The following is a 21,012-nucleotide window of genomic DNA, read 5'->3' as shown; positions in this document are numbered from 1 at the left end:
CAGGCGTTGATGCAAACACCGCCAGGCGCTTACGGCGGTCCTGATACGGTTTCCTGCATAGGTTGATAACTCCTACAGGTACGTGATGCGGGCTGAAATCTTCTGGAATCTTTCGACCCTTCATATCCTACTTTCAGCCGCTGAAAGGGAAGGTTGATTGACGGAATATTATTAAAGCCTAATTTTGCAGTCCCTTAATCACGCACTCGGGAGGAAACAATGCGTGAGCCGGATATGCAGAAACTCGATGCACTCGTCGGCCGGCTGGTCGGCGATGTCGGCGCCGCCATGTCGGGCGCCCTGGTCGTGCTGGGCGACAAGGTCGGAATTTTCAAGGCGATGGCCGATGGCACGCCGATGAACGTCCAGCAGCTTTCGCAAAAAACCGGGGTGAAGGAGCGTTACCTCCGGGAATGGCTGAGCGCCCAGGCAGCGGCCGAGTATATCAGCTATGACGAAAAGACCGATCGTTTCAGCCTGACGGCGGAGCAGGCGATGGTCTTTGCCGAGGAAAACAGCCCGGCCTTTTTCGTCGGCGCCTTCGAGGTCGTGCAATCGATGTGGATGGATGAGCCGAAGGTCACTGATGCCTTCCGCACCGGCAAGGGTCTCGGCTGGCACGAGCACAGCACCTGCCTGTTCCGGGGAACCGAGCGGTTCTTCCGTCCTGGCTATAACAGCCATCTCGTCGCCGAATGGATACCGGCCCTGGCCGGGATGGAAGACAAGCTCAAGGCCGGCGCCAAAGTCGCCGATGTCGGCTGCGGCCATGGCGCCTCGACCATTCTGATGGCGCAGGCCTATCCGGCCTCGCGCTTTACCGGCTTCGATTATCACGGCCCGTCGATCGAAAAGGCCAAGGCGGCTGCGAAAGAGGCAGGTGTCGGCGACCGTGTGACCTTCGAGCAGAGCCGGGCGGCGGAATTTCCCGGCCGCGGTTATGACATGGTCGCCATGTTCGACTGCCTGCACGACATGGGCGATCCGGTCGGCGCCGGCCAGCATGTCAGGGAAACGCTCGGGCCGAACGGCACCTGGCTGATCGTCGAGCCCTTTGCCCATGACCATCTCAAGGACAATCTCAACCCCGTCGGCCGCGTCTATTACGGCGCCTCGACGATGATCTGCACGCCGGCATCGCTCTCGCAGGAGGTGGGGCTCGGGCTCGGCGCCCAGGCGGGCGAAATGAAGCTGCGAAAGGTGGCGCTCGACGCCGGCTTCACGCATTTCCGCCGCGCCACGGAAACCCCGTTCAACATGGTGTTCGAGGTGCGGGCCTGAAGGAACTGTGTCCTATCTGAGCTTGCCGATGCTGGCATACATGCCGGTGGTGCGGAATTCCGTCGGGTTGGTGCCGTAGACCCGGCGGAAGACCTTGGAGAAATAGTTCGGATCCTCGAAGCCGCACATGATGGCGACTTCCTTGACCGGCAGAAAATCCGCCTTGGTCAAAAGCTTGGCGGCGCGCTGCAGCCGCTGCTGCAGCACGAATTCGGCCGGCGGCATGCCCTCGCTCTCGGCGAAGCTGCGCGAGAAATGCGCGCGGCTGAGGCCGACGATGCCGGCAAGGTCGCTGACCGGCAGCGGTTTTTCCAGATTGGCGTTGATATGGTCGATCACCGGCTGCATCAGGCTGAGCTCGGCGGCAAAGGCCGGCGAGCCGAAGACGTCGTCATAAAGCGCCATCGCCGCTTCATAGGCAATCGCCGAGGCAGCCCCCGGCGAGGTCGCGCCGGTGACGAGGCGCAGGCTGCAATCGGCGAGATGATCGATGGTCGAGGGCTGCAGCTTCAGCACCGGGCCGGCGGTCGACAACACCAGCTGGTGGATGCGCAGCGTTTCCTCGCCATTCATCGAAATCCAGAAATACTCCCAGCGGTCGCCTTTCTCCAGCCAGTAGCGATGATTGTGCGGGACGAGCACCAGCAGCGTGTCGCCGCCCTGCAGACGATAATTGCGGTTCTGGTAGCGCAGCCGGCCGGTGCCGCTGATCGTGTGCTGCAGCACGGTGAAGGGCGTCTGGCCGCGCCTGCGGCCATCCCAGTCATAGGGTTCGTTCTCGCGCACTTCATAGCCGGAGCTGGTCGGCATGGCATGCAAACGCTGCCGGCCGCGGGGCAGCGAAACCGTCCTCATCGACTGTCCGTTGGCAATCAAATTCTGCAGCACAAAATTACCCCTGAAAGCATAATCCTTCTCTGGTCGCCCCGCTGAATTCGGGCATAATCCCGCTCGACAAACAGGGAAGAGACCACGGCCGATCGAGCGGCCGGGAGGAAAACAGGCAGTTTTTCGGCTTTTTCAACCACATGTTCCGGCATGCGGGCCGATCCTCCATATCAGTTCCTTTCTGTAGCATTCGAATGGGCCGAGGTGAAGATCATGAGTTTCAAAATCGCTATCATCGGTGCGGGCAGCGTTGGGTTCACCAAGAAGCTGTTCACCGATATTCTGTGCGTTCCGGAGTTTCGCGACGTCGAATTCGCGCTGACCGATCTCAGCGAGCATAATCTGGAGATGATCAAGGCGATCCTCGACCGGATCGTCGAGGCGAACGGATTGCCGACCAAGGTGACGGCGACGACCGACCGGCGCCAGGCGCTTTCCGGCGCCCGTTACATCATCAGCTGCGTCCGGGTCGGCGGGCTCGAAGCCTATGCCGACGATATCAGGATCCCGCTGAAATACGGTATCGACCAGTGCGTCGGCGATACGATCTGCGCCGGCGGCATTCTCTACGGCCAGCGCAACATCCCGGTCATTCTCGACTTCTGCAAGGATATCAGGGAGGTCGCCGAGCCGGGTGCGAAATTCCTCAACTATGCCAATCCGATGGCGATGAACACCTGGGCGGCGATCGAATACGGCAAGGTCGATACCGTCGGCCTCTGCCACGGCGTCCAGCATGGCGCCGAACAGATCGCCGAGGTGCTCGGCGCCAAGTCGCTTGGTGAGCTCGACTATGTCTGCTCCGGCATCAACCACCAGACCTGGTTCATCGACCTGCGCCTCAACGGCCGCAGGATCGGCAAGGACGAGCTGATCGCCGCCTTCGAGGCGCACCCGGTCTATTCGCAGCAGGAAAAGCTGCGCATCGACGTGCTGAAGCGTTTCGGCGTCTATTCCACCGAGAGCAACGGCCATCTGTCGGAATACCTGCCCTGGTACCGCAAGCGGCCGGAGGAAATCACTCGCTGGATCGACATGTCCGACTGGATCCACGGCGAGACCGGCGGTTATCTCCGCCACTCCACCGAAACCCGCAACTGGTTCGAGACGGAATTCCCGCAATTCCTGGAATCCGCCTCGAAGCCGATCGATCCGGCCAAGCGCTCGAACGAACATGCGAGCCACATTCTCGAGGGGCTGGAGACGAACCGGGTCTATCGCGGCCATTTCAACGTCAAGAACAACGGCGTCATCACCAACCTGCCGGCCGATGCGATCATCGAATCGCCCGGCTTCGTCGACCGCTTCGGCATCAACATGGTCTCCGGCGTCACCCTGCCGGAAGCCTGTGCCGCCACCTGCATCGCCTCGATCAATGTCCAGCGCATGTCGGTGCATGCGGCGGTTACAGGCGACATCGACCTTCTGAAGCTCGCCGTGCTGCACGACCCGCTGGTCGGCGCCGTCTCGACGCCCGAGGAGGTCTGGCAGATGGTCGACGAGATGGTCGTTGCCCAGGCGCGCTGGCTGCCGCAATATGCCGATGCCGTGCCGGCCGCCAAGGAGCGGCTGTCGAAATCCAAGGTGCAGACCCGCGACTGGGCGGGAGCCGCACGCCGCAACGTTCGCTCGATCGAAGAGCTGCGCGCGGAAAAGGCGGCGCTGAAACAGGCCGTCTGACATTTCGTGAAGGCTGGTCGTCATGGGTTTCCGGGAGGGAGGTCCATGACACCGGGCCGGCCTTCATATCGTTCGAGGAGAAGAGAGCCGCGTGACCCGCGCTCCGGAACAAAAGGGAGAAACGATCATGAATTTCCGCAACGCAAGCATTCTGGCCGGACTGGCGCTCGGCGTCTCGGTCCTGGCGCTGAATGCATACGCCTCCGAGGCCACCGTGCCGCCGGCGCCGGCGGATTTCCCGGCCGAAGGCAAGATCAATTATGTGGCGCGCGACTCCATCCTGGAGTTCAAGGCGCTGCCCGAATATCACGAGCCCGATTGGGTCACGAAGAATTTCGTCGCCACCGGCAAGCTGCCGGCGGTGAAAGACCGCCTGCCGAAGGAGCCGCTGGTCTTCAAGACGGGCAACATGCCCGACGGCGTCGGCGTCTACGGCGATACGATGCGCCACGTCATCGGCGGCCGGCCGGAAGGCTGGAACTACGGCGCCGGCCAGACGCAGGGCTGGGGCGGCATCGACATCGGCCTGTCCGAATGCCTGACGCGCACCGCGCCGCTGTTCCAGGTAAAGGCCCAGGACACCGAGCCGCTGCCGAACCTGGCCAAGAGCTGGGATTGGTCCGCTGACGGCCATAAGCTGACCATGCACCTGGTCGAAGGCGCCAAATGGTCCGACGGCGCGCCGTTCAATGCCGACGACATCATGTTCTACTGGGACGACGAAGTCGTCGATCCGAACGTCTCGCCGCTTGGCGGCGGCGCCTCGCCGGAGGCTTTCGGCGTCGGCACGACACTGAAGAAGATCGACGACTACACCGTCGAATGGACCTTCAAGGAGGCCTTCCCGAAGCAATATCTCTACACGATGTCCTACCCGAACTTCTGCCCGGGTCCGTCGCATATCCTCAAACCCCAGCATCCGAAATATTCGAAGAACACCTACGACCAGTTCAAGAACGCCTTCCCGCCGGAGTTCATGAACATGCCGGTGATGGGCGCCTGGGTGCCGGTGGAATACCGTTCCGACGACATCATCGTCATGCGCCGCAACCCCTATTACTGGAAGGTCGACGAGAAGGGCAATCAGCTGCCTTATCTCAATGAGCTGCACTACAAGCTCTCGACCTGGGCCGACCGCGACGTGCAGGCGGTGGCGGGCTCCGCCGATATTTCCAACCTCGAACAGCCGGAAAACTTCGTGGCGTCGCTGAAGCGCGCCGCCGAGAAGACCGCGCCCGCCCGCCTGGCTTTCGGCCCGCGCCTCATCGGCTATAACCTGCGCATGAACTTTTCCGCCAACGGCTGGGGCAGCCCGGATGAGCGCGGCCAGGCGATCCGCGAGCTGAACCGCAATGAGGACTTCCGCAAGGCCGTCACCATGGCGCTCGACCGCAAGGCGATCGGCGACTCGCTGGTCAAGGGACCGTTCACCGCGATCTATGCGGGCGGGCTCTCTTCCGGCACCAGCTTCTACGACCGCAACTCCACCGTCTACTATCCCTTCGATCTCAAGGGCGCCAAGGCGGAACTCGCCAAGGCAGGCCTGAAGGATACCGATGGCGACGGCATCGTGAACTTCCCGGCCGGCACGGCCGGCGGCAAGAATGTCGAAATCGTCATGCTGATCAACAATCAGTACACGACCGACAAGAGCCTTGCCGAAGGTGTCGTCGGGCAGATGGAGAAGCTCGGGCTGAAGATCGTCATCAATGCGCTCGACGGCGCCAAGCGTGACGACGCGCATTATGCCGGCCGCTTCGACTGGCTGATCCAGCGCAACACGACGGAACTGTCGTCGGTGGTGCAAAACACCGAGCAGCTTGCCCCTGTCGGCCCGCGCACCAGCTGGCAACACCGCGCCGGCAAGGACGACAAACTCGATCTGATGCCCTTCGAAAACGAGCTCGTCGACATCGTCAACAAGTTCACGACGAGCCAGAGCAATGACGACCGCGTCAATCTGATGAAGCAGTATCAGAAGATCTCGACCGAGCACGTCAACACCGTGGGCCTGACCGAATATCCAGGCGCGCTGATCATCAACAAGCGCTTCTCGAACGTGCCGCAGGGCACCCCGATCTTCATGTTCAACTGGGCTGAAGATTCGGTGATCCGCGAACGCCTGTGGGTGGCCGCCGACAAGCAGGGCAAATACGAGCTGTTCCCCGAACAGCTGCCCGGCAAGCCTGGCGACAAGGGCCCCGTGAACAACTAACTCCCTCCCAGCTGAAGCGAGATTCAGGCCGCGCGTGGCGCGCGGCCTGATATGACCAACAAGCCGGCCGCGCTGACAAGGAGCGACTGGCGGCAAGGAGAAGCGGACCGTCCGATGTTACGATTCCTGCTCGTGCGCATAGCCTCCGCGATCCCCGTCCTGTTCATCCTGAGCGTGGTGACCTTCGCGATCATCCAGGCCCCGCCCGGTGACTACGCCGATTATATAAGATCGCAGCTGATCAATCAGGGCGGCGCCTCCTACGCCCAGGCCGACGCCCAGGCGCAGGCCTACCGGGTCGAACACGGCCTGGATAAGCCGATGGTCGTTCAATACGTCAACTGGATCGGCGGCATCGTCACCCGCGGCGATTTCGGTTACAGCATGTTCTACAACAAGCCGGTCGCCGACGTCGTGGCCGAGCGGCTGCCGCGCACGCTGCTTCTGGCGCTCGTCTGCCACATCTTCGCTTCGGTGCTCGGCATCGGCTTCGGCATCTGGGCGGCGACCCGGCAATACAGCTGGATCGACAGCACGCTTTCGGCGGTTTCTTTCCTCGGCATGACGGTGCCGCGCTTCCTGATGGCGCTGATCATCGTCTATCTCCTGGTCTTCCAATTCAATGTGTCGGAAATCGGCAGCTTCTTCTCGCCGCAATATGGCGGGGCGCCCTGGTCGTGGGCGAAATTCGTCGACCTCGTCCACCATGTCTGGCCGGTCGTGGCGATCGCCACCTTCGGCGGGCTCGCCTACAATATGCGGGTGATGCGCGGTAATCTGCTCGATACGCTGAATGCCCAATATGTCGAGACGGCCAAGGCCAAGGGGCTTTCCGGCGGCGCCGTGGTGATGCGCCATGCGGTGCCGAACGCGCTGCACCCGCTGGTGATGTACCAGGGCGTCGTGCTGCCTTACATGCTGACCGGCGAGATCGAGACCGCGATCATCTTCGCGCTGCCGACCGTCGGTCCGGCGATCGTCGGCTCGATGGCGATCGGCGACGTCTATGTCACCGCCACCTTCATGATGGTGCTGTCGGCGACGCTGATCGTCGGCAACATCATCGCCGACATGCTGCTGGCGCTGCTCGACCCGCGTGTCCGCCAATTTGAAGGAGCCTGAGATGCTGGCTTTCGACTCCTCGCCGCCACCGCCGACGACGACCGAACCTTCGGTCAGCAAGCCATCGCGCGGGCATGAGAGCTATATCGCCCTGGTCTGGCGCCGGCTCAGGCGCTCCTGGACCGGCATGGCCGGGCTCATCCTCGTCGGGCTGCTGCTGTTCATGGCGATCTTTGCCGATTTCGTCGCGCCGATGGATCCGAAGGCAACCGATATCGGCTTCGCGCCGCCGCAGGTGATGAGCTTCCACGACAAGGACGGCAATTTCGTCTTCCAGCCGCGCGTCTATGCGCTGTCGGATTCCGAGGAGCTCGATCCGGTCACCTTCCAGCCGATCGTCGGCATGGATTACGACAATCCGCGGCTGCTCGGCTTCTTCGTCAAGGGCGCCGAATACCGGCTTTTCGGCCTGATCCCGGCTGAGCGCCACTTCTTCGGCTCGACCGACGGCCAGCCGGTGCATTTCCTCGGCACCGACAAGTTCGGCCGCGACGTGCTGTCGCGCGCCATCATCGGCTCGCGCATCTCGCTGATGATCGCGCTGACCGTCGTCTTCATCGTCACGCTGATCGGCACCACCGTTGGCATGGTCTCCGGTTATTTCGGCGGCAGTTTCGATGTCTGGCTGCAGCGCTTCGTCGAGCTGGTGCTCGCCTTTCCGCAGCTGCCGCTCTATCTGGCGCTGACCTCGCTGATCCCGGTGACGGCGCCGACCAATGTCTTCCTCGCCTTCGTCATCATCGTCATGTCGGCGCTCGGCTGGGCGCAGATGTCGCGCGAGGTGCGCGGCAAGACCTTGGCGCTCGCCCGCATCGATTATGTGAGGGCGGCGATGGCGGTGGGCGCCACCGACCGGCGCATCATCATCCAGCACATCTTCCCGAATGTGATGAGCCATGTCATCGTCGCGGTGACGCTCGCCATCCCAAGCGTCGTGCTGCTCGAATCTTTCCTCGGTTTCCTCGGCTTCGCCGTCAAGCCGCCGCTGATCTCCTGGGGGCTGATGCTGCAGGATACCGCGACCTATTCGGTCATCGGCTCCTATCCCTGGATTCTCTCTCCCGTCGGCTTCGTGCTCGTCACCGTCTTCGCCTTCAATGCGCTGGGCGATGGACTGCGCGACGCGGTCGACCCCTATTGAGGTGATTGATATGGCTCTTTCCCTGGTCAATTCCTTCGCCCCGCTTGTCCGCCACGATCATGACGGCCGCTCGGACACGCCTGTTATCGACGCCCGCAATGTGGCGGTGAATTTCAAGGTCGAGGACGGCATGGTCGAAGCCGTCAAGGACGTCTCCTTCCAGCTCTATCGCGGCGAAACCATCGCCATCGTCGGCGAATCCGGTTCCGGCAAATCGGTAACCGCACGCACGGTGATGGGGCTGTTGTCGAAGCGCGCCGTCGTTTCCGAGAAATCGACGGTTGCCTATGACGGCAGCAATATCCTGAAATTCTCCGAGCGGGCGCGGCGCAAGCTGCGCGGCGACCGCATCTCGATGATCTTCCAGGAGCCGATGAGCTCGCTGAACCCGATCTACACGATCGGCAGCCAGATCGTCGAGGCGATCCGCGTCCATCGCCGGATCAGCAAGAGCGATGCGCAGAAGCGGGCGCTCGAACTGCTCGAACATGTGCAGATCCCCGATCCGGCGGCGCGGCTGCGGCAATATCCGCATCAGCTTTCCGGCGGCCAGCGCCAGCGGGTGATGATCGCCATGGCGCTTGCCAACGATCCCGATGTGCTGATCGCCGACGAGCCGACGACGGCGCTCGATGTCACCGTGCAGGCGCAGATCCTCAACCTGATCCGCAACCTGCAGAAGGAAATGGGGATGGCCGTCATCCTCATCACCCACGACCTGACGGTGGTGCGGCAGTTTTCCGATTACGTCTATGTGATGCAGCATGGCGAGGTGCGCGAGCACAACACCACCGAAGCGCTGTTTGCCAATCCGCAGCACGCCTATACCAGGCATCTGCTTGCCTCCGAGCCGCGCGGCGAGGCCAATCCGCTGCCGGAGGGATCGGATGTCATTCTCGATGCCAAGGGCGTGCGCGTCGCCTTCATGCTGCGCCACGGCACCTTCCTGAAGCCGGCGATGCGCGAGCTTGTCGCCGTCGACAGCCTCGATCTGACGCTGCGCCGTCACGAGACGCTCGGCCTCGTCGGCGAATCCGGCTCCGGCAAGACGACCTTCGGCCAGGCAATCCTGCGGCTGAACACGCCTGACAGTGGCGAGATCCATTTCGACCATCAGCCGATCCACGGGCTTTCCCGCGCCGAGATGCGGCCATTGCGGGCCCGCATGCAGGTGGTGTTCCAGGACCCGTTCTCTTCGCTCAACCCGCGCATGACGATCGGCCAGATCATCGAGGAAGGCCTCGTCGTGAACCGGCTGGGCGCGACCAGGGCAGAACGGCAGGACCGGGTGCGCGAGGCGCTGATCTCGGCCGGCATGCCCGGCAATATCCTGTCGCGTTTCCCGCATGAATTTTCCGGCGGCCAGCGCCAGCGCATCGCCATTGCCCGCGCCATCGCGCTCGAGCCGGAATTCATCCTGCTCGACGAGCCGACATCCGCGCTCGACCTTTCCGTCCAGGCCCAGATCATCGAACTCTTACGTAAGCTGCAGGACGAGCGGGGCTTGAGCTACCTCTTCATCTCCCACGACCTCAAGGTCGTCCGGGCGCTTTGCCACCGCGTCATCGTCATGCAGCATGGCAAGATCGTCGAAGAGGGGCCTGTCAACGAGGTTCTCACCCATCCCAAGACCGCTTACACCGAACGGCTCGTCAAAGCCGCTTTCGAGGTAGCATGACTATCGAATGCCGGAGGTTATAATGGCAGCAAATCCCAAGATCACATTCATCGGAGCTGGCTCCACCGTTTTCATGAAGAACATCGTCGGCGACGTGTTGCAGCGCCCGGCGCTGTCGGGCGCGACGATCGCGCTGATGGATCTCAATCCGCAGCGGCTCGAGGAAAGCGCCGTCGTCGTCAACAAGCTGATCTCGACGCTTGGCGTCAAGGCCAAGGCCGAGACCTATTCCGACCAGCGCAAGGCGCTTGCCGGCGCCGATTTCGTCGTCGTTGCCTTCCAGATCGGCGGCTATGAGCCCTGCACCGTCACCGATTTCGAGGTGCCGAAGAAATACGGCCTGCGCCAGACGATTGCCGATACGCTCGGCGTCGGCGGCATCATGCGCGGCTTGCGCACCGTGCCGCATCTCTGGAAGATCTGCGAGGACATGCTCGCCGTCTGCCCCGAGGCGATCATGCTGCAATATGTCAACCCGATGGCGATCAACACCTGGGCGATCGCCGAGAAATACCCGACGATTCGCCAGGTCGGCCTCTGCCATTCGGTGCAGGGCACGGCGATGGAGCTGGCCCATGACCTCGACATTCCCTACGAGGAAATCCGCTACCGCGCCGCCGGCATCAACCACATGGCCTTCTATCTCAAATTCGAGCATCGCCAGGCCGACGGTTCCTACCGCAATCTCTATCCCGATCTCTTGCGCGCCTATCGTGAGGGCAGGGCGCCGAAGCCCGGCTGGAACCCGCGCTGCCCGAACAAGGTGCGCTACGAGATGCTGACGCGGCTCGGCTATTTCGTCACCGAAAGCTCGGAGCATTTCGCCGAATACACGCCCTATTTCATCAAGGAGGGCCGCGACGACCTGATCGAGAAATTCGGCATTCCGCTCGATGAATATCCGAAACGCTGCATCGAGCAGATCGAGCGCTGGAAGGGCCAGGCGGAGGCCTATCGCAGCGCCGACAAGATCGAGGTGACGCCCTCGAAGGAATATGCCTCCTCGATCATCAACTCGGTCTGGACCGGCGAACCCTCTGTCATTTACGGCAATGTCCGCAACAATGGCTGCATCACCTCGCTGCCGGAGAATTGCGCTGCCGAAGTGCCCTGCCTGGTCGACGCCTCCGGCATCCAGCCGACCTTCATCGGCGACCTGCCGCCACAGCTGACGGCGCTGATCCGCACCAATATCAATGTGCAGGAACTGACGGTGCAGGCGCTGATGACCGAAAATCGCGAACACATCTACCACGCCGCGATGATGGACCCGCACACGGCCGCCGAACTCGACCTCGACCAGATCTGGTCGCTGGTCGACGACCTGCTCGCCACCCACGGCAACTGGCTGCCGGAATGGGCCCGCGCCAGCCGAAAAGTTCAAGCCGCCTGACCTTTTTCTCCCGGGTTAGGCGTTAAAGAGCCCCGCGGTGTGGCAACGACCGCGGGGCTTTTGCATGGGGATGCCTGTCGGCATCAATTGCCGGAAACGCTAAATCCCCGATCCATCGAGTTGCTCGTCGTCGTCGCCTTCCCAGGGCGAAGGCATCGAGGTGCGATTGGCGGACGGCATCGGCATCCAACACTTCAGCTCCGGCTCGGCATATTCGATAATGTGCCTAGGCGAGGAATCCGAGGCGCCAGCCTTCTCCTGCGAATTGATCGCCATGCGACCAATAGGCAAGGTCAACTTCCGCCGGCCCCTGCTCGGACGCGCGGATCGTCACCAGAATCCGGCTGCCGTCCTTCGGTGCGCTTGCCATCTGGCGCCAGCGATCTGGGTCATCCATCGATTTTCCTCCCTTTTCGTCGGAGGTGGTCAACTCAAACTTTGTGGGGCCCTCGTCTGGCGGAGAAAGCGAGCTTCTACTCTTTGAGGGTGCAGAACCATGCCCACCGTGAAGGCTTGTCCGCCAGTATGTGCCCGCTCACGGCCACGAAGGTTGAGAATTCCTACGGGAGTAAACAAACAGTATGTTATCTCCTTTTATGTATAATCGAGAAACCCTTCCATCTTCCGTTTATTGTTCCAATCATTGAAATCTGCAGAAGTTTACTTCATGGATTATCTGGGTTTCGATAAGCTTTACTTATCGGTTGTTAGAAGCCGCTGCCGCAAAACATCATGAGTGGCGGAAATAACGGCAGATATCATTAATGTCGGCTAAACCCAGTCGGACACCGCGCAGGAATATGCTTACGGCATTTCGGCGAGGAAGGCGTATAGCCTATCTCGCGTTATGTAAGGCGCACCGGTGCCCCCGTAAAAGGTCTGTAATTGTGAGAAATTAGACTTGAGAAGATCGACTATGAATTCAGGATCCCGTGTGGAATGTCCAATTGCGAATATACAATCCGATATATGCTCCCCGTGATCGCGGTCCACCAGTACGATTTTGTCGACACCAAAGCGTCCCACTCTAGGAAGCAGTATCGATCCCGCTGGTGCGATCTTTCCGTAAGCTTCGGCGGGAAACTCATATCGATGTGATATTCCTCCTTTATTCAAACCTGTTGTATGCACCCAGCCACAAGTTCGTGCGTTCCGGCGGTGAGCTCGAGCGATTGAGATATTGCCTCTGGTAATCTTCCAAGATTGCAGATCGCCCTTTCGAGTTTCAGAAAGGAAAGCTGGCCGATCACGTGCAGAAATCCGTAGAAAATACGTGGAAACATCGGCACCTTCAAATAGACCATACGCGGGTTCCCGCACAACTTCGACCAAGTAGTTCGACTGCAGCACCGCTCTCGCGGTCTGGTCGATCTTGTTTAGTAACGTTGAACTCGGGAGGATTGCGAGCAGTTGTCCGTCGGCAGATAAGTATTGAACAGCGGTCATTACGAACGCCATCGATCGACTACAACGAAGTCCGGAGTGGCGCCCCAGTGGAACATGAACAGGTGCCTCCCGCTGAGAGAAAGGAGGATTTAGTAAGATTATGGACCAACCCTGTACTTCGCTAGCATTGTGTGCGTGGAAACGTGACGAGAGAAAATCGGCGCTCCACGCCTCAGCCAGTGGGAGGCGTTCGCCGGCCTGTCTGATCGCATCGGCATCAACGTCGTTCGCATATAGCAACGCATTTGGCCATTTTTTGAGTGCGGCGGCGAGCAAGTTGCCGGTACCAGCTGCGAAATCCGCCACGGACGTAGGGTTGACAGTCGCTAAGTTCACCAGCTCATCGGCGAGGACGCTCGGTGTGTAGAACTTATCAAGCTCCGGCCGCTTTTTTCCGACGGACGAACTCACTGACGTTGTAGATATGGCATCTTCCAGCACCGGCACTCCGCTGTTTCTTGCGCACGGGATGGTCATAAACCAGTTCAGTTTCTGGATTCAAGATCGCGAAAAGAGCCGCGCCCAAAGCGTGTGGCTTGGTTCCGATTGGGGATATCTGCAAAAAGTTGGCAGCTCTAGCGTGCTTAATATCTGAAAGAGTGCCGTAGAGCGTAAACGGACAAGCCGCATCAGAGAAACGCACATTCTCCCAAGCCCTATTGAAACTAAGTGCATCAGCGTTGCCGCGATAGCTGTGAAATGGGAAATCAAGCTGGAAACCAGGGATGCCAATGATGGGGAATATGTCCTGTCCCTCGGGCTGAAGGGTCTCGATTACGTGCTTGAACCGCGTACCTTCAAATCCAAGCAGAGGAATAAGGACGGGCGCCTTGCTTCGAGGATCTGACAGCTTCGAAAAAGTGGGAATAGGACTTATGCCCCGTATTTTCTCGCTCAAATCGAAAAAATCACTGAGACGAGGGTTAGAAACGAACTGGTAAGCCGCTGGCTCAGAATAGATCAGCTTCATATCGAAACCGGATTCGAGTCCCACCTTCAATAAGGGCATCCATACGTGATGACTGAGGCCGGTATAGTCGATCAACAGCTGGCGACCTTCGAATTGATCCAGGAACCCCGTGATGGCGCCCCGACGCCGCAATGTGATTTCGGCCCCGCCTAGCGATCCAACCCGGAATGAACTTAGATGGTCACTCTCGAAAATCTCTACAAATTCGAGCCCTGCGACGGCTCGCCATGGATCGGGGACAAGGCTGCGCTCCTCTAGCGTTCCGTGGATCAATACGCCGCCGCTTGGCGGTACAAACTCAGCAGCGCTGGCGGTCACTTCGATTGGTAGCGGCGCAATCATTTTGCACCGGCATAATATTCGTTGAACAACTGTAATTGCTGCGGCGGCTCATCGTCGATCAGGGAAGCTTTTTCCTTGAGAAGAAACTTGATGGTTTCTTGGGGCGCCTCGACCATGCCAAGGAACTCCTTCTCGCTTATGTCGAGTTTACGCTTCCGACGATGCGAAAAATTGAAATACGGGGCGAAGATCGGATGGAGCGAGTAATCCCACTCTTTGATATCCGCCTCCGTCGCAAGCTTTGTCCCCTCTGAACGAACAAGTGCTAGATGCATCACCGCGTTTGTTATCAACTGCCTAACGGGCTCTGCAGTCCCGGATGCGCCCTTTTTCTTAATGGAGAACTCCATCGTCTCAGGAGCTTTTCCTAACGGGTTCCGGGAAAGTATTTGGAACAACCTGCCGAAGCCAAGGATCAATTTGACGAGCTGGACGCCCTGAACCGTAACGCCCTCAAGCTCAGTTAGATACTGCAAACCAACTTCCCGGGCTGCCAACGTCTGGTCAGCTGGGGAGATTGGCTCGCCCAAATTTCGCCCCCGCGCCTGATGAAAATCAATCGCCGCAGAAACGAGATGAAGATAAAATCTGATATTGTTACGAGAGATGGTCGAGAAAACCCGATTTCCACAGTAATATTTCGATAGTTTCGCGCCATTTGAGGCGATCGTAAACAGCATCGCATATTTATAGTTGCTAAATCTGTCCTTTTGATATGTACTGCCTGCGGCGTACTCTCTCACACTCTTCAGTGTCTTATCGTAATTCTTGTCATCCAGCGACCAGAATACATAGATCGGAAAGTCTTCGATCTTGAGCAGGACGGCAGCGTCGTCTTCGCCCTGGAGACGTCGCCTGATTTGCTGAATCCGATCGGATACACCGAGAAGTTCGGCTTCCTTCTCGTAGGGCAAATCCAACAGTAAGTCATCGAGGGATAGGTGCGGGCTGTTGGTCCGCGACGACCACTCTCTCAGCCGCGCCTCACATACATCCCGCGCAAACTGGGTGAAGTTTGCACTAAGGCGCCGTTCAATATGGATCAACTCGTAATCGGCCGGATGGATTAATTGCTCGGTGCCATTCAGCGTGGATCGCATACGCCACCCTAGTTCTCGGACACCGACCTTAAATACGTAGTTGACGCTTGAGTGCTTGATAAGCGTGTTCACGACAATCTGTTGGTAGTCGAGGAAGTTCTCGTACTCGTCCAGAAGGATATAGAAGAACGGCTGATCCAGTTCATCGATCTTCGAGAGCTCATTCGTCAGATCGTCGATAGGAGCCTGAAGCATCGACAGCTGCGGCGGCTCGCCATCAAGATTATTGACGTAGAGCTCCAAAGCCTGTTTCGCTGTTGCCACCTCCTCGGCCAGTTCCTCTCGTGTAGCAACCCTTCCGACACCAAACGCTTTAGCGATCCGAGCGCAAGCGGCGGAAGGAAGGTCGACATTTTTCCCCCGGTTGACAGCGAACCAGTCGAGGTATTCAAAGATCATCTCGGCGATGAGCAGGTTCATGTAGTGCGCGAAGAGCTTACGCCATTCGAGCTCAGACAACTCCGGCCCCTGAAACGCGGTAACACGGTTGCTGTTCACGCGATGGTAGAGCCCAATGTATGAGCTTTGACGGTTTTCCTTTCGAATTCCGCTTAGTGCCGCCTGTCCCTGGTAAGACATGCAACGGAGCACAGTGGTCTTTCCTGTTCCCCTGCCTCCCATGAGGACGCAAGGACGGCGATCTTTGAGAGATGGGAAGTATTCTGGTTCATTGAATAGCGAGAAAAGCCGCTCCCGCAGCCATTCCGCGCGAAAACTTCCGAACAACTCTCTCAGCTCTTCCGTCTTTCCCGAGGAGTCACTCATCCTTTGGTCCTTACCAGCGGTTTCCAGTTGTTTCGCGTTGATCGGAACACCGGCAACGTGGCATCAGGCACCCCGTGCCAGTAAGCCAATCCCAGGCCTTGTCGGTGAAAGCCCCGCCAGTCATTTTCGCCACCATTCTCCGCCTGATAACCAGCTTTCTCGGAGTAGTGCTTTAGCAAGGCCATGCTCTCGTCATATCGACCCCGCCAGATAGGGCGGCCAGGGTAGATGAGACTGTCTTCCTCGCGAAGCACGTTTGCTGCGAATAACCGCAGGTCCGGCAGAAATTGACCTAAGTTCGAGTGCCCGACAGCGCTGCAGACCGTAGCACAATAGTAAAACCTGTGGCCCCCAAGTGCGTTTACATCCTGAAATGAATTTATCTGTCCGGGGGCGATCTCGTGTTTGCCATGCCACGTATGCAGCATCTGCTGCCCAGACCCGATAAAATCATCGACGAACACGACATTTCGAAACTGGTTAATAGCTTTCAATGCGCTCGCGGGATCCTTGATCCTCTTTTCTTCAACCCCGAGCTTATCTCGCAACTTCCTTGCATATATATAGCCACTGTCGGAGGCGCTGGGCTGCTCGCCCTGCACAAGCACGAAGATGGATTCACTGAAAAAACCGGGGCCAGAAGTCAACGAAGCCCCTGACGCGTGGGTAACCAAGCGCTGCATCGCTCCGGCAAGCATGGCGTTGATAAGCGGATCGGCAACGTAATTAAATGCGTCGAGCAGCCTCAATGCAAATTCGAGGTGCTGATCCTCAAAATTGCTGAGCCACTGGCGAACGTCGAGTTCTGACGAGAAAGGCCAAATATGAAACTCCCTGAACTTTTTCTCTTTTTCGAATATCAGTGAACTTTCTGAAGACATGCGTATTCTTGCCAGTAGCCGGTGGAGAGTCGCCCGTTAAACTGTCCGGACACTCGCAGGTAAGTTGTACGCTTTCAAGGTAGGCGCCGCCGATTTCCCAAGCATTTCCGTTGGGGTATCATTCCCTTCCTATCGGCAGCGAAAGGAATTCCAATGACCGAGATAATCTTTCAACGACTTCATCCAGACGCTCGGTTGCCCTCGTACGCAACTCCCGGCGCCGCAGGAATGGACTTGGCGGCGATTACCGCTTCTTCGATTTCCCCGGGCGACTATGCGATCATCCCGACCGGACTTGCTGTTGAGATCCCGCCGGGCTGGGAGGGTCAGGTCCGGCCTCGCTCGGGATATGCTGCACGGAATGGCGTGACGGTCCTGAACACACCTGGCACGATCGACGCCGACTATCGTGGCGAGATTCAAGTGCTACTTATCAATTTCGGAAGGGAGACTTTTCACATCGAAGTCGGCATGAGGATAGCGCAGCTAGTTATAGCTCCAGCGCCCCAAGTAACGATGCGCTTCGGAGACCAGCTACCCCAATCGGATCGAGGATCAGGCGGCTTCGGTTCGACAGGAAGTAACTAGTTCCTGGAAGCCACGCCCGGTCTATATGTCCTTAAACATACTTTCTGCGCCATCAGACTTCAGTCGTGCCCAAAACTCCATTGCGTAGCGATCCGTCATTCCGGCGACGAAATCGCAAATCGTGCGTGCCCTATGTCCCTTGTCTTCGGAAACCAGAAACCTCTCGCGGACGTCATCGGGCATCAGGAGTTCGCCCTTATCTCCTGCGAGCGCTTCAAATATTTCTTTAACTAGCTGAGTTCCCCGGAACTCCCCGAGCTTCACTCGCGGCGAATAGATGATGGACTTGTAGGTATATTGCTTGAGAACCTCGACCTTCAGCTTGATTTCCGGCTTAAGCCACACCTTAGAAAGGGCTGGTCGATTTGGATCGAATTTGAACTCGACGCCGTTTATGAATTCGTGGACGAGCTGAGAAGACAGCTTCGTTCGGGTATAACCGTTCGAACTCAGCTCATGCGACCCCTGAACAGCCTTCGCGAAATTCACGACTGCGCTGGCATGGTCTTCGGACACTTCAGGGATCATGCCCTTGAACAGGTCAACGAATACCGACATGACCTCGCCCCGATCGACAGGCCGCCCCATTTGATTTGTTACATCGGCAGCCACGTCGTCGAGACGCTTGTCATCCGTTGCTAGGATCGTTGCAGGCGTAAGGAATCCGGCTTTGAGACTGTCTTCAAGATCGTAAACCGAGTAGGCGATATCATCTGCGATATCCATGATCGCGCATTCGATTGTCTTGAATTCGCCTTCCGGAGGGCCGCTCTTCCCTCTGAGCACCTTCTCTTTGATGCGATCAACTATCGGCTTCTCAGATAGGTAATAGCCCTTCGTGAGTTTCGACCCCTCTTCTCGTTCGAGGGGGATTACCCTGTCGTATTTTAAGATAGCAGCAAGAGTTCGATAGCAGAGGTTCATCCCTGCTCTATTGTCACCCGCAACCTCATCCTTATAAAGCGCCTTCTTGTCCAGGCGGCTAAGAATACGAAGCGTTTGAGCGTTCCCTTCGAACCCTCCATACTTTTTCATCTTATCGTCGAGCGCCCGCTCCCCGTTGTGACCAAACGGGGGATGGCCGATGTCGTGGACCAGACCCGCAGCAGCACATAGTCTGCTACTGATCGGGTTTTTCTCTAGAACCTCTTTGTAAACGACATTAAGACGGTCTGCGATGCCTTCAGCGATCTGGGCGACCTCCAGCGAGTGGGTCAGCCTGTTTCTGAAGAAATCTGATTCATGACCAGGAAAGACCTGAGTCTTCCCTTGCTGGCGTCTAAAGCTTGCACTGTGAATAATCCGACCGTAGTCGCGGATGAAGGGCGGGCGCCATTCAGTATTTTCAGTATCCGAAGTTGGAACCGGACGCTCATAGTCGCCAGCAGAATACATCATCGTATATGTTAGTCCTTCTTGCCTTCGGAGGCTTTTTTCTGAGCGTCGGAGGCCGCTGCTTTCGCACGCTCCTCGCTCAGCCTGACAGCCGCGCGAAGTGTCTCAACTTTGGTGTCAGCAATTTGTCTGGCTTCCAGTACTGCAGCATAAGTCATTTCGAATCCTCCTTGGGGCGGTTTGCAAGACTCATCAAATGAGCCTTGCTTAGAGCTTACAACGCATTTGTTTACGTTTCGTTCACGTTTTCTTGCAAATCGCGAGAAATTGCAAATCACTTTTCGCGAATTGGATGTGGCGACGAAGACAGCCACTCAGAGCAACCTTGTTGGCACATGGGCTTTGCGAACGACATCCGCGATGTGACTGGTCCTTCCCACGGCACCGTCCAATTGAATGCCGGTATTAGCCGGAAGAGTGCGAATAAGGTCTCGCAGGGCCTCCAAGCCTTGATAAACGTTGAATGTCACCCATTGTTCAGCATCACCAGGCACAATGGCGCGGCCAGCAGATTGGCTGGCTCCGGTGTGAAGTTGGACTATCCAAACCTGAGCGCCGTCGAACACCCACTCGAACCGAACACTCCCAAGCTGAGCGTTAAGCTGTTGGCGAACTTGGGAAACTTTCGTGATCACATCTTCAGGCATGACCTGCGGCGCAGTCGTTCCGAGCATGAACCCTTCACCAGAACCCGCCGCGCCCTCAACGATGAACTCACCGTCCGCTCCTTCAATCGCAGCACCGGAGTAAACCGCTGTTACTGAGCGCTGCGAAAGGATCGACGCCAAAGCCGTTCCGTCGGAGTCCTCGTCCTGAACCAACTTAAACGGATCGAGCCAACCTTTAGCCGTCGTGAATTTACCTGGCACCTGGACGATTGGGCTCGTACGTATCCACTGCTCAGCAGAGCCAGTATCCCTCCCAAAGGAAAAAGGTGCGACCCTCCGACCTATTACAGTCGTCTTCGGAACTGGAACGCCGATCAAGTCGGCGATCAGGAGACCGTATGCTTTATCACCAATCATACGGCTGAAGTCATTTGGCCACGCCACGTCAGCGCTACGATCAAAATGGTCGACTTCGCCATACTCCCAGAAGATAAGATGGCTTTGCCGCCAACCCCGTCTTACGGGGTGAAGACTGAACTCCACACGAGCATGCCGCGCCGCCTCCAAGGAGGCATCAATGCCGTATACCGTTTTGAACAGGGACGTAGCCCAGTCGAGGGGCAGACTGGCGAAGCCGGGAGCTTCGACGCCACGTGGGGTCGCGTCAGGCCGGAACTCTACCAGGCCGTCCATGGCAACCCCCGAGACGCCGCCGTCGGAAACGTCAATGGTTTCGTTGGCTATGGTGTACGCACCCTCGGATGATATTCGGCGGATCGCTGATACGGCGTCATCGAGTGTCGAAAGAGCGTAAATAAACTCTCGGCTCTGGGAATCGGCTTCGCTGAAGCTCCGGATGTTGACTGTTCCCTCGGCGCTGCGAGCGAACAGAGCCTCCATACCCTCATCAACGGACGTGAATGTCGGATTTGGCGGAATGTCGGATAAGCGGGCGTACTGCTGGACTGGGCCATCAACGCCCGGGCCAAAGCTTATAAATTGAGCGACATTGAAGCGCTCTGCGAGACGATCGAGCTTCTGGTCCTTACGAAAACCCGGAATGACGTCTTCGCCGCTGGCTGGTATTCCCGTCAACGCTGCCCGCCTTCTGGTCTACGCATTAAACACGTTCTTTTCACGCAGCATTCCACAAACGATACGCCGGTGGCAAATGACAATCCGGATATATAGTGGGGAACTTGAGATCAGTCCCCAACAAATTCGCCTTTCCACTCCGCTGAGCGGCATACCGGATACCGTTTTTGAAATTTCTGGCTTGTGCTCAAGACGCATCTCAGGTTCGATTCCCATCAGGGGACCAACTCCAATTATCCTGGAAGTTTTCACCCGGTCATAGTCGTTAAAGTAGCTTGGACCGATGACCGCGCTTTTCATAATCCATCCAGCATCGCATGAGCGGGCGAAAAGAACGCTTCGGCCCCCAGAGCACTCGACGATAGATGCAAGTCCAGCTCAAAGCGTTGTGAAACCGAACACCTCTGGCGCCTTGCGGCGGTTC

17 protein-coding genes and 1 pseudogene are annotated in these 21,012 nt (G+C 58.2%); 8 read left to right on the top strand and 10 right to left on the bottom strand.

What is annotated here, in order from left to right:
- Positions 1 to 219 precede the first annotated feature (219 nt).
- Complete coding sequence (locus AF337_RS17155; protein ID WP_049732997.1) at positions 220 to 1,281, top strand: class I SAM-dependent methyltransferase; 1,062 nt, start codon at positions 220 to 222, stop codon at positions 1,279 to 1,281.
- Positions 1,282 to 1,293: 12 nt separating this feature from the next.
- On the opposite strand, the gene AF337_RS17150 is transcribed toward AF337_RS17155, so the two are convergent.
- Entirely contained in the window at positions 1,294 to 2,136 is an 843-nt protein-coding gene (locus tag AF337_RS17150) for an AraC family transcriptional regulator (RefSeq protein ID WP_049733031.1), read from the bottom strand.
- Between the two features lie 246 nt (positions 2,137 to 2,382).
- On the opposite strand from AF337_RS17150, the gene melA (AF337_RS17145) reads away from it, so the two are divergent.
- The 6 genes from melA (AF337_RS17145) to melA (AF337_RS17120) all read left to right on the top strand — a co-directional run bounded on the left by melA (AF337_RS17145) (position 2,383) and on the right by melA (AF337_RS17120) (position 11,398).
- Positions 2,383 to 3,849 (top strand): alpha-glucosidase/alpha-galactosidase, encoded by a 1,467-nt coding sequence (gene melA, locus AF337_RS17145; RefSeq protein WP_049733030.1) that lies wholly within the window; start codon positions 2,383 to 2,385, stop codon positions 3,847 to 3,849.
- A 124-nt stretch (positions 3,850 to 3,973) separates the two neighbouring features.
- Positions 3,974 to 6,064 (top strand): ABC transporter substrate-binding protein, encoded by a 2,091-nt coding sequence (locus AF337_RS17140; protein ID WP_049733029.1) that lies wholly within the window; start codon positions 3,974 to 3,976, stop codon positions 6,062 to 6,064.
- A 114-nt stretch (positions 6,065 to 6,178) separates the two neighbouring features.
- Complete coding sequence (locus AF337_RS17135) at positions 6,179 to 7,186, top strand: ABC transporter permease (protein WP_049733028.1); 1,008 nt, start codon at positions 6,179 to 6,181, stop codon at positions 7,184 to 7,186.
- A gap of 1 nt (position 7,187) precedes the next feature.
- Entirely contained in the window at positions 7,188 to 8,327 is a 1,140-nt protein-coding gene (locus AF337_RS17130; RefSeq protein ID WP_049732996.1) for an ABC transporter permease, read from the top strand.
- A 10-nt stretch (positions 8,328 to 8,337) separates the two neighbouring features.
- Positions 8,338 to 10,005, top strand: coding sequence for an ABC transporter ATP-binding protein (locus AF337_RS17125; RefSeq protein WP_049732995.1), 1,668 nt, complete (start codon positions 8,338 to 8,340; stop codon positions 10,003 to 10,005).
- Between the two features lie 22 nt (positions 10,006 to 10,027).
- The gene (gene melA, locus AF337_RS17120; protein ID WP_049732994.1) at positions 10,028 to 11,398 is read left to right on the top strand and encodes an alpha-glucosidase/alpha-galactosidase; all 1,371 of its coding nucleotides are present in this window, start codon (positions 10,028 to 10,030) and stop codon (positions 11,396 to 11,398) included.
- A gap of 99 nt (positions 11,399 to 11,497) precedes the next feature.
- Here melA (AF337_RS17120) and AF337_RS17115 read toward each other — a convergent pair.
- From AF337_RS17115 to AF337_RS17095, 5 genes and pseudogenes are all read right to left on the bottom strand, one after another.
- A pseudogene (locus AF337_RS17115) lies at positions 11,498 to 11,795 on the bottom strand (hypothetical protein).
- 407 nt (positions 11,796 to 12,202) lie between these two features.
- Positions 12,203 to 13,291, bottom strand: a complete 1,089-nt coding sequence (locus AF337_RS40570; RefSeq protein ID WP_160320324.1) for a methyltransferase — start codon at positions 13,289 to 13,291, stop codon at positions 12,203 to 12,205.
- Positions 13,218 to 14,156, bottom strand: coding sequence for a hypothetical protein (locus AF337_RS42330; RefSeq protein WP_049732992.1), 939 nt, complete (start codon positions 14,154 to 14,156; stop codon positions 13,218 to 13,220). The genes AF337_RS40570 and AF337_RS42330 overlap by 74 nt, the downstream gene beginning before the upstream one ends.
- Positions 14,153 to 16,021: an ORC-CDC6 family AAA ATPase gene (locus AF337_RS17100; RefSeq protein ID WP_049732991.1), complete on the bottom strand. Its 1,869-nt coding sequence runs from the start codon at positions 16,019 to 16,021 to the stop codon at positions 14,153 to 14,155. The genes AF337_RS42330 and AF337_RS17100 overlap by 4 nt, the downstream gene beginning before the upstream one ends.
- The gene (locus AF337_RS17095) at positions 16,018 to 16,902 is read right to left on the bottom strand and encodes a phosphoribosyltransferase-like protein (RefSeq protein ID WP_049732990.1); all 885 of its coding nucleotides are present in this window, start codon (positions 16,900 to 16,902) and stop codon (positions 16,018 to 16,020) included. The genes AF337_RS17100 and AF337_RS17095 overlap by 4 nt, the downstream gene beginning before the upstream one ends.
- A 153-nt stretch (positions 16,903 to 17,055) precedes the next feature.
- Between AF337_RS17095 and dut the strand changes: the two genes are divergently transcribed.
- Positions 17,056 to 17,490, top strand: a complete 435-nt coding sequence (gene dut / locus AF337_RS17090) for a dUTP diphosphatase (RefSeq protein ID WP_049732989.1) — start codon at positions 17,056 to 17,058, stop codon at positions 17,488 to 17,490.
- 21 nt (positions 17,491 to 17,511) lie between these two features.
- Here dut and AF337_RS17085 read toward each other — a convergent pair whose 3' ends face one another.
- The 4 genes from AF337_RS17085 to AF337_RS44470 all read right to left on the bottom strand — a co-directional run bounded on the left by AF337_RS17085 (position 17,512) and on the right by AF337_RS44470 (position 20,888).
- Positions 17,512 to 18,888 carry an anti-phage deoxyguanosine triphosphatase gene (locus AF337_RS17085; protein WP_082336827.1) on the bottom strand — a complete coding sequence of 459 codons (1,377 nt, stop codon included), beginning with the start codon at positions 18,886 to 18,888 and terminating at the stop codon, positions 17,512 to 17,514.
- A gap of 8 nt (positions 18,889 to 18,896) precedes the next feature.
- Positions 18,897 to 19,043: a hypothetical protein gene (locus tag AF337_RS43290; protein ID WP_160320323.1), complete on the bottom strand. Its 147-nt coding sequence runs from the start codon at positions 19,041 to 19,043 to the stop codon at positions 18,897 to 18,899.
- 156 nt (positions 19,044 to 19,199) lie between these two features.
- The gene (locus AF337_RS17080) at positions 19,200 to 20,588 is read right to left on the bottom strand and encodes a hypothetical protein (RefSeq protein ID WP_049732988.1); all 1,389 of its coding nucleotides are present in this window, start codon (positions 20,586 to 20,588) and stop codon (positions 19,200 to 19,202) included.
- A gap of 18 nt (positions 20,589 to 20,606) precedes the next feature.
- The gene (locus AF337_RS44470; RefSeq protein WP_152971112.1) at positions 20,607 to 20,888 is read right to left on the bottom strand and encodes a hypothetical protein; all 282 of its coding nucleotides are present in this window, start codon (positions 20,886 to 20,888) and stop codon (positions 20,607 to 20,609) included.
- Positions 20,889 to 21,012: the final 124 nt, after the last annotated feature.

Source organism: Rhizobium ecuadorense, from assembly GCF_001187535.1.
In the GTDB taxonomy this organism is placed as follows: Bacteria; Pseudomonadota; Alphaproteobacteria; order Rhizobiales; family Rhizobiaceae; genus Rhizobium; species Rhizobium ecuadorense.
Note: the sequence above shows the minus strand (reverse complement) of the source record. Positions and strands in the feature narration are given on the sequence as shown.

Coding starts and splice junctions, on each gene's coding strand:
- AF337_RS17155 (WP_049732997.1), top strand. CDS start 220: ATGCGTGAGCCGGATATGCAGAAACTCGATGCACTCGTCGGCCGGCTG.
- AF337_RS17150 (WP_049733031.1), bottom strand. CDS start 2,136: ATGAGGACGGTTTCGCTGCCCCGCGGCCGGCAGCGTTTGCATGCCATG.
- melA (WP_049733030.1), top strand. CDS start 2,383: ATGAGTTTCAAAATCGCTATCATCGGTGCGGGCAGCGTTGGGTTCACC.
- AF337_RS17135 (WP_049733028.1), top strand. CDS start 6,179: ATGTTACGATTCCTGCTCGTGCGCATAGCCTCCGCGATCCCCGTCCTG.
- AF337_RS17130 (WP_049732996.1), top strand. CDS start 7,188: ATGCTGGCTTTCGACTCCTCGCCGCCACCGCCGACGACGACCGAACCT.
- AF337_RS17125 (WP_049732995.1), top strand. CDS start 8,338: ATGGCTCTTTCCCTGGTCAATTCCTTCGCCCCGCTTGTCCGCCACGAT.
- melA (WP_049732994.1), top strand. CDS start 10,028: ATGGCAGCAAATCCCAAGATCACATTCATCGGAGCTGGCTCCACCGTT.
- AF337_RS42330 (WP_049732992.1), bottom strand. CDS start 14,156: ATGATTGCGCCGCTACCAATCGAAGTGACCGCCAGCGCTGCTGAGTTT.
- AF337_RS17100 (WP_049732991.1), bottom strand. CDS start 16,021: ATGAGTGACTCCTCGGGAAAGACGGAAGAGCTGAGAGAGTTGTTCGGA.
- AF337_RS17095 (WP_049732990.1), bottom strand. CDS start 16,902: ATGTCTTCAGAAAGTTCACTGATATTCGAAAAAGAGAAAAAGTTCAGG.
- dut (WP_049732989.1), top strand. CDS start 17,056: ATGACCGAGATAATCTTTCAACGACTTCATCCAGACGCTCGGTTGCCC.
- AF337_RS17085 (WP_082336827.1), bottom strand. CDS start 18,888: ATGATGTATTCTGCTGGCGACTATGAGCGTCCGGTTCCAACTTCGGAT.
- AF337_RS43290 (WP_160320323.1), bottom strand. CDS start 19,043: ATGACTTATGCTGCAGTACTGGAAGCCAGACAAATTGCTGACACCAAA.
- AF337_RS44470 (WP_152971112.1), bottom strand. CDS start 20,888: ATGAAAAGCGCGGTCATCGGTCCAAGCTACTTTAACGACTATGACCGG.